The sequence below is a fragment of the Iodobacter violaceini genome (assembly GCF_011601265.1).
GTDB lineage: Bacteria > Pseudomonadota > Gammaproteobacteria > Burkholderiales > Chitinibacteraceae > Iodobacter > Iodobacter violaceini.
Map to the genome: position 1 here is coordinate 113,591 of NZ_JAAOLX010000005.1, position 15,880 is coordinate 129,470.

General features: G+C 49.7%; 7 protein-coding genes. 1 reads left to right on the plus strand and 6 read right to left on the minus strand.

Annotated features, from left to right (window positions below; all coding sequences use genetic code 11):
* Positions 1-5 precede the first annotated feature (5 nt).
* Positions 6-2,807, minus strand: a complete 2,802-nt coding sequence (locus HA050_RS10885) for a sensor histidine kinase (protein WP_166825736.1) — start codon at positions 2,805-2,807, stop codon at positions 6-8.
* Between the two features lie 941 nt (positions 2,808-3,748).
* Between HA050_RS10885 and HA050_RS10890 the strand changes: the two genes are divergently transcribed.
* A complete protein-coding gene (locus HA050_RS10890) occupies positions 3,749-6,421 on the plus strand; it encodes a TonB-dependent receptor plug domain-containing protein (RefSeq protein ID WP_166825738.1) in 2,673 nt (890 codons plus the stop codon).
* Between the two features lie 266 nt (positions 6,422-6,687).
* Here the strand turns inward: HA050_RS10890 and HA050_RS10895 are convergent, their stop codons facing one another.
* From HA050_RS10895 to HA050_RS10915, 5 genes are read right to left on the minus strand one after another with little or no spacing between them, the layout of a single operon-like run.
* Entirely contained in the window at positions 6,688-7,842 is a 1,155-nt protein-coding gene (locus HA050_RS10895) for an ABC transporter substrate-binding protein (RefSeq protein ID WP_166825741.1), read from the minus strand.
* 48 nt (positions 7,843-7,890) lie between these two features.
* Entirely contained in the window at positions 7,891-10,755 is a 2,865-nt protein-coding gene (locus HA050_RS10900; RefSeq protein ID WP_166825744.1) for an NHLP bacteriocin export ABC transporter permease/ATPase subunit, read from the minus strand.
* Positions 10,748-12,952 (minus strand): NHLP family bacteriocin export ABC transporter peptidase/permease/ATPase subunit, encoded by a 2,205-nt coding sequence (locus HA050_RS10905; RefSeq protein ID WP_166825746.1) that lies wholly within the window; start codon positions 12,950-12,952, stop codon positions 10,748-10,750. The genes HA050_RS10900 and HA050_RS10905 overlap by 8 nt, the downstream gene beginning before the upstream one ends.
* 3 nt (positions 12,953-12,955) lie before the next feature.
* Positions 12,956-14,224 carry an NHLP bacteriocin system secretion protein gene (locus HA050_RS10910; protein ID WP_166825749.1) on the minus strand — a complete coding sequence of 423 codons (1,269 nt, stop codon included), beginning with the start codon at positions 14,222-14,224 and terminating at the stop codon, positions 12,956-12,958.
* 19 nt (positions 14,225-14,243) lie between these two features.
* Positions 14,244-15,728 (minus strand): TolC family protein, encoded by a 1,485-nt coding sequence (locus HA050_RS10915; RefSeq protein WP_166825752.1) that lies wholly within the window; start codon positions 15,726-15,728, stop codon positions 14,244-14,246.
* Between the last annotated feature and the right edge of the window lie 152 nt (positions 15,729-15,880).

Below are 15,880 nucleotides of genomic sequence, written 5' to 3' on the forward strand. Positions count from 1 at the left end.
AACACTCAGCCAGCAGATCGCGGCAGAATCATTTCAAACCTTGCACCTTCACCCAAAGGGCTTCTTACGCTGATACTGCCACCCAAAACAGAATTTACAATGTTGTAGCTAATATGCAGACCCAAACCACTGCCCCCCTGACCGAAACGCGTTGTAAAAAACGGCTCAAAAACCCGCTCCAAATGTTCGGCAGAGATGCCTTTACCATTATCCTGAACAATAAGCGCGATATGTGTATCGCCCTGCGACCTTCCTTCAATCGTAATCAGGCCCTGCTCTTTTCCATCCAGACCATGAACGATGGCGTTGATAATCAGATTACTCAGCACCTGACCAAAAGCACCAGGATAACTGTCCATCAGCAGCCCTTCAGGCACATCCAGCCTGAGCTGATGCCCTGCTCCTCTCAGGCGGCTGGTCAGCATCAGCACCACATCTTCGCACTCGGTGCGTAAATCAAATGAGCGGCGTAAGTCTGAAGTCTGATCAACCGCCAGCTGCTTAAAGCGTGCAATCAAATCTGCCGCTTTAAGCAAACAACGCATCAGTAAATCAGACGATTCCTCCGCACTTTTGCAATAACGCTCTAAATCTGAACGCTTAACTGCACCCTGCTGAATTTGCTGAATAAACTGCTGACACTCATCCTTTAATGTGCTGGCCACCAGCAAGCTATTTCCAATAGGCGTATTAAGCTCATGCGCAATGCCTGCAACTAATGAGCCCAGTGAGGCCAGTTTTTCCCGCTGAATTAACTCACCCTGAGTTTGCCTCAGCTCACTCAAAGCCTGATCAGCCCGGTTTTGAGACGCTTCTGCTGCTGCATAAGCCGCCGCATTATCAAGCGCAATTGCGCCATAAGCACAGAGCGTTAAAAAAATGGACAGCTCACGCTCACCATAGGCATTGGCTTGCGAAGCCTGAATAGACATCACCCCCAGCAAACGCTCGCACACAATTAAAGGCGCATAAAGCAGGCTTTGTGTATCCACCGTACCCGGAATCAGCGTTGTATCCTGATTATCTGACGCAAGGTGAATCAAAACAGCCTGCCGCTCCCGGGCACAGCGGGCAATATTTGAAGTTGGATGATCCACAGCAATCACAAGCGCGGGCAATGGCTCGCCCAGCTCCAGCCCAAAAACCATGGTTAATTCTGCTGCCTGACCATCGATTAAATAAACCACAAAACTACTGGCTTCCAGCAGCAGATGAACATGGCGGTGCAGGGCTGCAAAGACTTCACCTGTATTGAGGCTGGCCGTTATTTCACGGCCAACCATACCCAGCGTTTCCAGCGTAGCACTGGTTTCCCTGAATGCCTTGGCCACCTTCCTGTGATGCTCGGTTTCTGCATGGGCCCGCTCTACTTCGTGATTGATCTGCATCGCAAGTGCGCGCTTGGCTGCCACTTCTGAATACGATTGTCTCCGCGCCTCTGCTGCAGCCAGGCTGTTTTGATAAGCCTCAGGAAAATCTCCGCAGGCTGCATAGGCTGAGGCAATTTGTGTAAACAGATCTGAGGGAATTGTATAACCACCAATTGTAGAGGCTACTTTTAAGGCTTCATGCAAATAATGCAAACAGGCAGCGGAGGCCGCCATGCCCTCTGGGGCAGGCAAATCATAGCCCGCATAAATTTGCGCCAAAATGCGTAAGCTCTGAATCTGCATATCGGTATTATCGTGGGCCTGGGCCAGCGCCAGCGCTGCAAGCGCCTTTTCCCTGGCTTTTTCTGCCTCTCCCAGATGAAGTAAGGCATTAGCCTGCCCCCGCCATGCAATAACAAGCAGATCCGGTACTAAATTAGCAAGGCTTTCTAATTCGATAAAGGCAGCAAGCCCCGCCTCATTGTTTCCCACATCCAGCTCTAAAAGGCCAAGCGCCGAAAGAAGCAAGAGATAATTACGTGAGCCAGCCATTTCTGCCATCAGCAGCAGCGCTTCCTGCAAACAGGCCCTGGCCTCGTCATAGCGCCCCAGCTTTCGCATAATACCGGCAACCACAAGCAAACACGTGCCTATACTGGCAGGCCAGGCTGTTTTACGCGCCAAAGAAAGCCCGCGCTCTGTCCACTCCAGCGCAGTTTCCTGATCACCCAGCTGATCAAAAGAATCAGCCACATTATTTGCAGACAACAGAGCGCTTCTTACCTGACCACTTTCCAGCGCTGCATAATAAGCTTCTAAAAAACACTTAATCGCTACACTGGGTGCATTGGTTAAAATGGCAGCAAGTGCCAGCGCAGGTGCGACCATCGCCACCAAAGGCACAGGATATTTTTCATTCGCGGGAAAAGTGCGCTGCAATGCCTGACCGGCAGCAACCGGATCACGAAAAACAGAAAACAAAAGACAGCGTGCCTGCACAATTTGCACACGCAAAGCATCCCCGGCCAGGCGGTACTCAAGCTGAGCCATATCAAGGTAAGCGATGGCCTGGCTAAGCTGCCCCCGGTCGTTTGAAACTGAAGCAATCAGCCAGAGTGCATCACCTGAACCCTCATGATCGCCCAGTTCATTGAAGATTACGGCCGCCTCTTGCATCCATTGTTCAGCCATTACAAAATCAGCAAACAACAGACGAATTTCTGCCCTCACTAATAATAAACGGGCACGCAGATCAATTCGGCCAGCCTTTTCGCAATAAAGATCCGCCTCATTTGCCAACAAAAGGGCTCGCTGGCAATCACGCTGGCGCAAATGCCAGGCAAGATGAACCAGCGTTTCCAGCCTTTCGGCACCATTTAGCAAGGCCAGCTGGTTTTCTAAAGCGTTGACATCCTTATTCAGGATAAATAGATCCATTTCAGCGACCCGATCAGCTGCAAGGCATATGCAATACCCTGCAAGAGTACTTAGCATTGCAGTTGAAAGAAAGGAATTCAAGCCCATAAAAATACAGTAATTTTTTATGGGCTGAATGCGCAAAGCACATCAATAAAAGCACTCGCTGACAAACCTTAAACCCCAGGGGACCTGGCCTGCCCCCGCACAATACAGGACTCACCGCTCACGCCTTTGCGCTGCAAGCTGCCAATGTGTTTTTACTGGATGTAAATAAAGAATAAAACAGCCATTTAAATTTCGAAATCCTTAGCGGCACAATATGCTGTCATACCAGCGTTAGTCTGCAGATATATTTCTGGAATATTTAAGATCCGGCAACTTAGTGTTTTTACGTTGCAAGAGCGCAACAAAAAATAGCAAGAAACGCAGCGCTTAAAAAATAAAACACAATTATTTATTTTTAGTCAATAACAAAAAATAACAATACGAAGCAAAAAATTAGCACAAACACATTGCCGTAACAGAATAAATTAGCACAAAAAATAATTACAAATATAGAAAGAAAAACCTGATGCAGGGCAAAAAATGTCATAAATTTTCAATATTCTTACTAAAGATAAAATTATAACGAAAAATACGAATACACAAAAAAACTCACAACAACATGATTTTAAACAATTATTTATAACTTTAATTTTACAAAAGAATCGATCCTGAAAGCCTCGTCCGTGTTCCTAATCACACCTCTTCCCCTTCTGGCATCAAATCCACTGGCATTTTCAGCCTGGTTCCGGCGATTTTTATTCTCATTTTCAAGCACCCGAAATGGTTACATTTGGTTACATGGTAAAAAGTCACAACTGCTAATTTTCCCTTAGTTCCAGCATGAGCAAAAAACCAGCCAGCCACTGTTTTGAACAGGGCGCTCAAAAACACAGCTAAACAGCGGGGGATTACGTATGCAAATGAAAAAAATGACCATTGCTATCGCAATGATTGGTGCAGGCGCAATCATCAGTGCGCATGCAGCAGAAACCGTAAACAAAGTAGAAAGGGTTGAAGTTACCGGCTCCAATATCAAGCGCACCGCAAAAACAGGTGCAACGCCCGTTCAGGTACTGGGCAAGCAGGAAATCGCTAAAACCGGTGCCACTACCGTAGCCGAATTAGTTGATAACCTCGCCGCCAGCAGCAATGGCTATGCTCAGGCACAAGCAGTGGGCGATTCAGCCAAACCCGGCTTCTCTGGTGCAAATTTGCGTGGGCTGGGCACATCCAAAACACTGATTCTGGTAAATGGCCGCCGCATGGCCAACTACGCTTTTGACAGCGCGGGGGTTGATTTGAACTCCATCCCGCTGGGCGCAGTGGACCGGGTTGAAATTGTAAAAGATGGCGCTTCAGCGGTTTACGGCACCGATGCAATCGGCGGCGTCATGAACTTTATTCTGAAGAAAAACTTTGTTGGCGCAGAAATTGGCGGCGGCGTTGAGCAAACCTTTGATGGTGGCGGCGAAGTTAAAAAAGCCAACTTTAGTTTTGGCTTTGGTAACCTTGAAGAAGACAATTACAACGTCTTTATGGCTTTAGATGTATCCAAACAGGAAGCTCTGGCCGCTAAAGACCGCAGTTATTCCAAAACATCGTATATTCCAGATAAAGAAATTGATAAAACATCAGCCAATACATTTCCTGCTACCATTTTGAATGGACCGGGCGGCAAACCCGTTAACGTTGGCTATTTAACCGGCTGCGATCAGCCACGGTCAATTCCTGTTGCTAATCCAAACTTTGCTACGGGTGGTAATTGCCGTTTTGATTACGCCAGTATCATTGATATCGTCTCCCCGCAAGAGCGCCTTTCTTTCTACAGCAAGGGTACTTTAAAAGTAAATGACAACACCCAGGTCTTTGCTGATTATTTATTTACCCGCAATGTAGGCACTTATTCCTCCTCCCCTGTGCCCGTTTCCAGCGCCACCACCTTTAATGGCGATAATTTACTTTACCCTGCCAATGGAAAATACGACCCATATAAAGGCGCGCTTGGTGATTTAAAGCTGCAATGGCGCGGCATTGATGCAGGTGCACGTGAAAATGAAGCCACCTCTGATCAGCACCGCTTTGTTGTGGGCGCAGAGGGTGAAGTAGCAGGCTGGGATTACCGTGCAGCCTTGGTTTATGCACTGAATAAAACCGAAGACAAATATACCAATGGCTGGGTATACGAAAGTAAATTACTGCCCGCCATGCTAAGTGGTGTAATCAACCCGTTTGGCCCGCAGGATGCCGCAGGTAAAGCCGCACTGGATGCTACAAAGATCACCGGCAAAGTACAGAGTGGCGAAACCAGCAATAAATCTGCCGACGTTCAGTTTTCTAAAGAAATTTATGAGTTAGACGCCGGTAAAGTTGGCTTTGCCTTTGGTGGTGATGTACGCAAAGAAACCTACACTTATACCCCTGAAGCCATTTTATCCAGTGGCGATATCTTAGGCGGTGGCGGTAACCGCCAGTCCACCAATGGCGAGCGTCTGGTCTATGCAGGCTTTGCCGAAGTAGTCGTCCCGGTAGTGAAAAACCTGGAACTACAAGCTGCGCTGCGTTACGACCATTACGACGATATGGGCAGCACCACCAATCCTAAGGTGAGCTTTCGCTATCAGCCCATCGATGAAGTAGTGCTACGCGGCTCGATCAGCACCGGTTATCACGCCCCTACTCTGGACGATTTAAATCGCCCAAGCAGCAAAACCAATACCGGGCCAAATTACAGCGACCCTGAACGCTGCGCAGCAACCAAGAGCCCGCTCGATTGCAACTTGCAATTAAATTTGGTGCAAGGTGGCAGCAAATCGCTCACACCTGAGTTATCCACTAACTACACCTTTGGTTTCTTAGTTGAGCCAGTAAAAAATTTCTCACTGGGAATTGATTACTGGAATATCAATATTAAAGACCGGATCGACACCATCTCCGACTCCACCATTATGGGTGATTATGCCAAGTACAAAGATAAAGTGATTCGTAAGGCACGTACTGCTGCGGATATTGCAGCAGGCTTGCCAGGACAAATTGACTATATCGATTCCAAATCACTGAATCTGGGCGAATTACGTACAGATGGCCTGGATGTATCTGTCTTAGCCGCGCTGCCAAAAACAGAATACGGCACTTTCCGCATCGGCTTAGAGGGCACTTACACCATCACCAACGAGTATCAGCGTGAAAAAGACGGCGCTTTCTTTGACAGCGTTGGCCAGTATATTGACCTTGGTATGAACCCACGCTGGAGACATAATCTTACGCTGTCATGGAATATGGCCGAATGGGGTGCAGCACTGACCAATAACCTGACATCCAGCTATATCGACCAAAACCAGGTCACGTACGTAGACCCCAAAACCGGCAAGGAATCTCAAGTCAACCGTACCGTTGAGGCCTACAGCACATGGGGACTGCAAGGCACATACCGTACCAAAAATATCGAGCTGACTTTAGGGGTTAAAAACCTGTTTGATACCGACCCGCCTTTCACTAATCAGGCCGATCACTTCCAGGTGGGTTTCGATCCTAAATACACAGACCCACATGGCCGCAGCTGGTATGCCAAGGCGAATTACAAGTTTTAATCACAGCTAAAACTGATCTGCTCTGAAACAAAAAAGAGGTGGCTACCCAAAGCCACCTCTTTTTATTGTTTATGCATGACACTCAAAGCTCATATACAACAGATCAACAAGCCTGCAAAAATTCATTACATGCTTTCAGGACTGAATATCAGACAACACCGCCTCAAAGCACCCGTAGCGAGCTGTCTCGCATGATGGATAGACGTGGCCCGGTGTCTTTTTATGCAAATTAAACCAAGCCAGCACCTGCAGGCCGTTAGGGAATATTACTTTGGTGGGGCAATATTAAAATACTCAAATTTTCCTTCCCGAACCACCACTTTCGAAAGCCGCTTTCCCACTAAATCCCCCTTGGCACTATAACTATCAAGACCTGTTACCCCCTGCCAATTTTTTGTAGCTCTCAGAGCAGAGGCCACTTTATCCGGCACAACGCTATCAGCTGCCTGCATAGCCTGTACAAGCAACTTGACAGTGTCATAACCCTGCGCGGCTGTGCTGTCAGGTAAAACCCCGAATTTTTTCTTAAACTGCTCACCAAAGGCTTTTACTTCAGGGCGGGGATCTCCCATATTAAATAAAGAAAACACCACCGTACCCTCGGTGTTTTTCCCGCCCAGCCTGATCAGCTCAGGAGAATCCAGCCCCGCTCCGCCCAAAACAGGTACCTTTAAACCAGCGACCCTCATCTCATGCAAAATTTGTGCGCTCTCTGGCAAAGAGCCAATTAAAAAAATTGCATCTGTAGACAGAAATGCGCCCCAATCCGCCAAAATAGCGGCATGATTATCCCCCCCCATATTGTAGGAGCGGCGATCTGCTACCGTTATTCCCAGCTCATGTGCCCGCTGTTCAAAGTAATTTGCCAGATCAATACCATAGTCATTTTTTATATAATAAATCGCAATATTTTTATAACCTTGCGTTACTGCGTAATCAGCAATTTGCCGGCCCTGATCCCGGTTACCAGGCAGGCTGCGAAAAGTGTATTTCCCGCCTTGTTCGGTTATTTTTTGTACGCTGGCGCCAGGCGTGATCAGCAGCAAACCTGCTCGCTCATAAATTTGTGCCGCAGGGGCTGCAATATACGAATTTAAATGCCCAATCACCGCCGCCACAGAAATATCATCGGCAATTTCCTGCGCAACCAGCCGCCCTTTACTTAGCGATGCGGTATCGTCCCTAAGCTGTATTTTTATTTTTCTGCCCAATACCCCGCCACTTTGATTGACTTCATCAACGGCTAAATTAATCCCGTCAATTAAAGTGGCCTTGCTCGAGTGCAAAGGCCATGCCACCGCAATCAGCACCTCTTTACTGGCTTCAGCAAGCTTTTCAGCCCTTTGCTGCGCCAGTGTTTTATTGCCACAGCCTGTTACTGAGCTGATTATTAAAACAATCAATATTAGTTTTTTAATCATTCTGGCCCCCAAAGCTAATTACAAAGATGCTGAAAACAGATTTAATCATCAGGCCATTTGCCGTTTTGCCAACTCAGCAAATAATCCCTCCTCGCTGATTAACTGCTGGTAGGTTCCGCTCTGCACAATCCTGCCCTTATCCAGCACATAAATTCGATCCGCATTGATGATGGTGCTCAGCCGGTGAGCAATCACTACGCGGGTGGCTTGCAACTGATCCATGCTGGCGCTGACCAGGGCCTGGCTTTGATTGTCCAGCGCACTGGTTGCTTCATCAAAAAACACAACCCGTGGTTTATTGACAATGGCCCTTGCAATTAACAGACGCTGCCTTTGCCCGCCGGATAAGGTGCCCCCGCCATCGCTGACGATGGTATGCATACCCATAGGCATGGCATTGATATCCTGATCCAGCCCGCAAGCCCTTGCCGCATCCCATGCATCAGCCAGCTTTAAAGGGCTCGAACCAATGATATTGCTAAAAATATCGCCGCTCATTAAACGGCCACTTTGCAGCACGACACCCAGCTGGCGCCTGACTGCGCCAATATCCACATCAGCCAGATGGTGCTGATCGTAATACACCCCGCCATGGGTTGGTGTTTCAAAGCCCAGCATCAGCCGCAGTAACGTTGATTTGCCTGATCCTGAAGCACCAACCAGAGCAACAAACTCACCAGGCTGTATTGTCATAGACACATCATCCAGCACCATCGGTGCATCAGGCGCATATGAAAACTTCAGATGGCTCAGCTCAATACCGCCCTTCAGCAGACCAGGATTAGCCTTGCTTTCATCCACTTCAGGACGAGCCTCCAGAATGGGCCGGGTGCGCTCATAAGTGGCGGTGATGGCCAGCAGATCGATGCCGGTTTTGACTAAAGACAGTGCGGCCCCCAAAAAAACAGTCCACGCAGCACCAAAGGCAATAAAATCACCGCTGGAAAGCTTAGTCCCAGCCGGCTCTCCAAGCATCATGGCAAGGCAGGCAAAAATCAGCGCATTGGCTGCCACAGGAAATGCAGCACTAAAAACGCTATTCAGATTATTCAGCCTGCCTGCACGCAGGGCCAGCTGCTTTTGGGCCGTAAAACCCACCGCCCAATTGGCAAAGGCCCGCGATTCAGCACCGCTGATTCTTAGCTTACTGATACCGCTTAAATACTCCAGCACCAGCCCGGAAAGCTTACCGCTCACTTCCGCCGTTTGCCGGGATATACGCACCCCAAAATAGCCAACAAGCAAATTAAAACCAATCGCCAGAACAACTAACAGAATCGCCAGCATGGCCAGTCTGGAGCTGTAATAAAATAATAAAAAAACATTCAGAATTGCAAATACGCTGCTGATCAGCGATGAAATAACGGTACCTGATAACGCCTGCCGAATTTCATTAATGCCATTGATCCGCATCGCTAAATCGCCAGCACTGTAGTCCCGGAAAAAAGGCACGGGCAGGGCCAGTACCCTGTCCCATATGGCGGCCTGTAAATCACTGCTGGCCCGCCCTTCAATCCGCAGCATGGCCAGCGAACGAGTGGCTTCAAATAAAAGTGTGACAATGCTGGCAATAAAGAGAATAACAACCAGCTGAACCATCTGCCCGTAATCTGCTGCAGGAAATACGCTATCAAAGAGATGGCCACTGGCCAGCGGAATAGCCATGCTAAGCAGGGTGCTGGCACAGGCAATCGCAGCCACAACACCCACATCACGACGAATCGCAAAAAAAATGAATTGCAAAATATCAATCAACGACAGTTTTTTGCTGGGTAAGCCCGCATAAAACATATAGGCAAAGGGGGCAAGCTGAGCGGCAAACTCGGCATTGAGCAGAGAAACCTCACCAGACTGCGGGTCATGAATCTGATAGCCCCCGCCACGCAAAGGCAAGGCTGCAAATGGTTGTTTACTTTGCTCAGCTAAAACCAGTAAAGGACCATTATCGTTACGCCACCACGCCCCTTTGAGCGCCACAATACGGGTACGTACGCCCGATGCCTGAGCGATATCCCTGACGGCATCCTTGCCCTTTATGCCCCCGGCAGCAGCCTTAAACTGAATGCCCAATTGATCGCCGATCACTTTGCACGCTGCCAGCAAATGATCACTGCCCCTGCTGTCGCCCGCAGACTGCAAGCTAAACAAAGCCACAAAGCCCGCCAGAGCATCGGTCATCACCCGGCTGCCCAAGGCACTTTTCATTTGTAAACGTTGCAACTCCTGCTCAGCGGCATGGCTTTTTTGCGCCAGCACCCATTGCAGCAGCAGACTGAACATTGCCTCTGTTCCGGCAAGCAGTGCATCAGGCGATACCGAAGCGTCAGGCTCAAAAATACTCAGCTCACTTTCCGCTGCAATGGTCATCCAGCAATTGAATGGCAGTGGCATCAAAGCCCCCGCCTCACACGGCAGCCTGCCAAAAAACTCAGCCTGCCCTGAGACCAGCTTAAACCAAAGCCCCTCGCGGTCTGCTGCCATCACTACCGCTTGCTGCGGGCTGCAATATGGCTCTGTAACCCCCGTCCTCAGGCAATCTGCAGGTGCTTTTTCAGCAAATTCCCCTGCTATATGCTCAATCTGCGGTGCAAGCAGTAATGACGCCGGAGTACCCGCTGTGTGCATCCAGTCCAACAGCTCTGCTTTAGCAATTATTCTGTATTCAGCGCCAGGACCGGGCTGGACAAGCACCGCTCCGGCACTCTCCTCTCCAGGGAATGCCAGCAGCTGCCCTGCTGCAACAGAGAATAAAAAAGTCCGTGCCCCGCTGCCATCCTGCTTCACCATAAACACATCAGCACTGCCATTTTCAAGCAGGAATACGCTTTCTGCGCGACCACGAATCTGGCCGCCTCCCCCGCGCCCGCCAAGCTGCATCAAAGGCTGGACTAATTTCTCTAAGGGCTTATTCATTGGCAATCAGCCTTGCATAATGACCATCTGATTTCATTAACTGAGTATGGGAGCCGCGTTCGATCACCTTGCCCTTATCCAGCAAGATAATTTCATCGCAATCACGGATTGAGCTCAGCCGGTGCGCCACAATCAGACAGCTGCAGCCACGGCGGCGTAAATGACCATCAATTTGTTTTTCGGTCAGCGGGTCCAGCGCACTGGTTGCTTCATCCAGCACTAAGAGCCGTGGATTTGATGTCAGCGCCCTGGCGATTTCCAGCCGCTGACGCTGCCCGCCACTGAAATTACTTCCGCCCTCGGTCACGACACCATCATACGCATCCGGCCGAACCGCAATTACATCGTGCACGCAAGCATCCCTGGCTGCTCCTACCATATCCGCCAGGGGGGTGGTGCTATCCCACATGCTTAAATTGTCACGAATACTGCCGGAAAAAAGCGCAATATCCTGATCAACCGAAGCCAGTGAATTTAATAATTGCTGTCGTGGCCACGCGCTGCGGGGCTTGCCATCAAAAAGAATCTGTCCCTCCCATGGCTCGTATAAACCCACCACCAATTTTGAAATGGTCGATTTGCCACAGCCTGAAGCACCCACCAGGGCCACCCGCTGCCCAGGCTCCAGAATCAGATTAAAGTTCTCCAGAAGCGGAGGCTCCAGACGGCTGTAGCCAAAGGTGATGTTTCTTAATTCAAGATGCCCTTCCAGCCTTGCAGAGAGTAAAGGCTCGTCTGTTTTTTCTAATGCAACTATGTCTTCGCAGGGATAGCGCATGACATCATCCAGCCTGTCCATATCCCCTTGAAAACTTTGTATCTTGCCCCCCAGCGCTACCAGCGCATTACTCGGGCTGATAAAACTGGCCACCAGCGCCTGAAAAGCCACCAGCATGCCAATGGTCATATCACCCTGCATCACTCTGGCACCGCCTATGCCCAGAATTAACGCTGCATTAGCGGCGGTTAAAAATTTGGGTAATAAATCCAGGGAGATTGATGTACGACTCATGGCCTGGGTTGAATTCATTAATCTGGCCTGATAACCCGCCCAGCGGCTAAAGAAATCAGATTCAGCGCCTGATGCTTTGAGGGTTTCAATCAGCATCAGCCCATTCATGGAAGTGCCCATCACCTTGCCACGGTCAATGGATAATTTTTGATTTAGCGCCTTACGGTGCTGCGATACATAGCGCAATACCAGCACATTGACCACGACAATCCCGATCGTAATCAGGCTCATAGTCAGATCATAAAACAGCATAATCACGGCAAAAAACAGTGCGGTAATAACGCTCAGCAGCGCAGAGACCAGGTCTTCCGATAAAATATTGGCCACTCTGTCGCTGATGCCAACGCGTGCACCAATATCACCAGCAGAACGCTGCTGATAAAAGCCCACGGGTAAGCGTAATACATGCCAAAAAAAACGCGCCGAAGTAGTCAGGGCAATACGGGTTTCCAGCTTGAGTAAATAATACTTTTGCAGCCAGGTTAAGACCGCCACCAACAAGGAAGTCGCCAGCATGCCGCCAGTTAAAGGCCCCAGCCAGCCCGTCAGCCCGCCCACCAAAACCTGATCAATAAACACCGAAGTAAATACCGGAATAAGCAAACCAGGTATCACGAGCGCAAGCCCCAGCAGCACCAGGTAAAGCAGCGCCTCGTTTGAGCCGGTCAGCCGGCTGCGCAGGCTGTCGATTAAACTACGCGGGCTGCCTGAGGGCTGAAAATCCGGCCCGGGCTCAAAGCTAAGCACCACCCCCGTAAAGGACTGATCAAACTCTGCCTCACTGACCTGGCAACGCCCCTTGGCCGGATCGTTTAACCACACCTTATCTTTAGAAAAACCATCCAAAACCACAAAATGATTGAAGTTCCAGAATAAAATCGCCGGCAGCGTCATGCTGCGTAAATCCGCAGGCTCCTTACGATAGCCCTTAGCCAGCAAACCATGTTTTTCTGCCGCCTTCACTACATTCAGCGCCTTGCTGCCATCTCTGGATACGCCGCAATCAAGCCGTAATTGCTCCAGTGGAATATATTTTTTGTAGTAGGCCAGTATCATCGCCAGCGATGCCGCGCCACACTCTACGGCTTCCATTTGCAATACGGATGGTGTTCTCACCAGAAGTGTTGCCCGCACAGGCATAAAGCGCAGCACACGCTGCCACAATTTATCCATCGCTTTTAACATGGCTTAATCCAGACCCATGGCTTTTTTAAGGATGGGTAATACCAGCGTAATCGGCCTTTGCTCAGAAAGCGTAATCGCCGCCGAGCATGCCGTACCACTTTGAATAGAAAAAGGGGGGCCATTTCGGGTTGACCATTCGTAATGACTTGGATTTACCGATGAAGGTTTAAGAGAAGCCAGAATCTGAATCGGCGCCAGCGTGCCGGTCAGTTGCTGTACTAATTTTTCATTTGCAAACACCCGCATCAGGCCCTGATCGGTAGAGGGGTAATCTGCTACGCGGCTGATAAAAGCAGGTAAAAAACCAAACTCTTCACGCTTAGCTGTACTTGGGCTAATTTCCACCTTCATACCGGCACTGACTTTTTTGCCCTCTGCTGCGGGTAAATAGATATAAGCTTCGATTTCATTCATATCGACCCCGCCCTGCTCCACACTGATCAGCTGAGTACCCCGCTCAACCAGCTGCCCCTCAGCGGCCTTGACCTCCAGCACCCGGCCCGAATAGGGGCTGATAATCGAAGTAAAATTCTTGGCATCCCGCCGCATCAAAGCCAGCGTGCGCTTTACATCGTCCAGCTGGTTCTGGGTTTGCACCACTTCATTATCACTCTGCTTTTTACCCTCCAGCCTCGCCACATCCTGCTGCTTAAACTGGCCCTTAATGGTTTCTGCTTCTAAACGAACCGCTGCCAGCTCAAGCTGCGATGCGATTAAGGTCTGTTTTGTGATTAAGCCCTGCTCAAACAGCGAGGTCTGGCTGTCAATACGCTCCTGCAACAATTGCCCGCGCTGATTGGCAGAAGCCAGCTGCCTTTGCAAATTCTGTGTTTGCTGGCTCATCGTCGCCTCGCGCAGGGACGAGCCCTGCGCTGCCATCGCAACAGCCTGAGCGTGCTGAGCCTCTACCTCTTTGAGGCGCGCCTCACTCGATTTAATTTTTTGCAGCAAGTCATACTGCTCCAGCCGCCCTATAATCTGCCCGCGCGTCACCATATCGCCAGGCTCTACAGCCAGATCAGATAAACGGCCACTCGCCGAAGTCGTTAATACAATCACCCCGCCATTTTTAACCAGGATGCATTGCTGGCCCATCAGTTTAGTGGGCAGCTTGCCAAGCACAGACCATGCAATCAGCGTCAGCAATAAAAGACCAATCCCGGCAAGAGCAATCCAGCCCTTGCCTGAAGTCACCTGCAACAGGCTGTCCAGCTCTTCTGGCGAAGACAGGCGGTTAAGTGCAACCTGCCTGAAAATCCCTTTTTTTTGCATGGCTTATGCTTAGCTCGCATTAATGAAAAGAAGAAAGTGGCCCTAAGCCCGTAAAATCGCTGACATCCAGTGAAACCACCTCACCGTCAGGCTGATCACTGCCGGCAACAGGCAGCAGCGTACCCGTCTCAAAACGTAATCTGGCCAGCGCACTGGCATAAGCCAGCTGCAGTTGCAAGTAATTCACCCTGGCGCTGACAAAGCGCGTTTCAACATTGATCACATCAATCAGCGTTGAAATCCCATTTTTTTGCTTAACCACTTCCTGGCTTACCGCCAGCTCGTACCATGACAAAGCCTGCTTTGCCACTTTGAGTTGCTCGCTGCTATTTGATAAAGCCTGCCAGGCGCTCTCTACCCCGGAAGCCACGCCAATGGTTAAATCTTTTTGCCGGATTAATAGTTGAGACAATATGGCCGAGCGCTCCTGCATTGCCCCGCTGGCGCTGCTGTTTTGCAAAGGAAATTGATAATTCAGACGGGCAAACACCGAAGGAGACCCTTGAACCTGTCCCGGCTCAGCAGCAAAGCCATAGCGGCTCCCCCCCTCCGAGGCCTTGGCATAGCCCAGTCCCAGTTGTAAATCCAGCTGAGGTTTAAGCCGCTCCTGCACCGCCAGCATCTGCCGGCGCGCGGCTTCCAGCTGCACCGACAGCGCCCTTACATCCGGCCGTTGCTGCAAAGCCGCTGAAGTCAGCGATTCAGAATAAAAAGCCGGGAGATTAGTCTGCAGGGCAGGCAAAGCATCAAAGGGCTCAGGAAGCTGCCTGATGGCCATTTCATCCAGGCCCAACAGGCGGCCCAACGCCGTTCTGGCTTCGATGCGCGCCAGCGCAGCAGCTTGCCGCCGGTTGATTTTGTCGCTGTGATCCGCCTGCAGCAAAACCAGATCGGCACGTGGCTTCTCTCCTGCATCCACCAGCTTTTGAATAGAGCGCAGCAGGCCCTGGCTGCGCTCCTCACTACTCTGCGCTACCTTTTCTAAATCTACCCGGCTGCGGTAATTCCAGTACGCCACCAGCGTGTTATAAAGCGTCTGCGCAATACGATCACGCAGCTGATAACGGCTCAGCTCAATATTCAGCTTAGCCACATCTTCTGATGCGGCCGTGGCATCCCGCCCGTGCAGTAAAGGCACAATCAGAGACACATCAAATTTAAGCCGGTTTTGCTGCAACAGCTGCCCATCACTGGCGAGGGCATCTAAACTACCGTTCAGGCTCATCCCATTCTGGAGCTGCTTGCTCATCCCCAATTGATAGCCGCTGTTAATCAACAGCCCATCTGCGCTATTGATTTGCGGTGTAACTTTTTTATCGTATAAAAGACCAGAAGACAAAACCCAGTCAAATTGCCCGGCCGCCTGCAAATACTGCCCCTGAGCCACAGCAAGCTGTGAATTTTGAATTTGTATATCCGGGTTTTGCTTTAAGGATTGCTCAATTGCGGTGGATAGCCGAAATTCAGAAGCTTTTGTATCAGGATAAAATAACAAAAAAAACAAATATATAATCAATATATGAAAATATTTTCTGTTAATTAAAATCAAGAAATAATACAAAAATGACCTCTGATTTTTAAGTATCAATAGAAAAATAAAGATAACTGTTCAGTTTACGCACGTGCATAAACCGAACAGATCATCCAGGCAATGAC

Coding starts and splice junctions, on each gene's coding strand:
- HA050_RS10900 (WP_166825744.1), bottom strand. CDS start 10,755: ATGAATAAGCCCTTAGAGAAATTAGTCCAGCCTTTGATGCAGCTTGGC.
- HA050_RS10890 (WP_166825738.1), top strand. CDS start 3,749: ATGCAAATGAAAAAAATGACCATTGCTATCGCAATGATTGGTGCAGGC.
- HA050_RS10885 (WP_166825736.1), bottom strand. CDS start 2,807: ATGGATCTATTTATCCTGAATAAGGATGTCAACGCTTTAGAAAACCAG.
- HA050_RS10905 (WP_166825746.1), bottom strand. CDS start 12,952: ATGTTAAAAGCGATGGATAAATTGTGGCAGCGTGTGCTGCGCTTTATG.
- HA050_RS10910 (WP_166825749.1), bottom strand. CDS start 14,224: ATGCAAAAAAAAGGGATTTTCAGGCAGGTTGCACTTAACCGCCTGTCT.
- HA050_RS10895 (WP_166825741.1), bottom strand. CDS start 7,842: ATGATTAAAAAACTAATATTGATTGTTTTAATAATCAGCTCAGTAACA.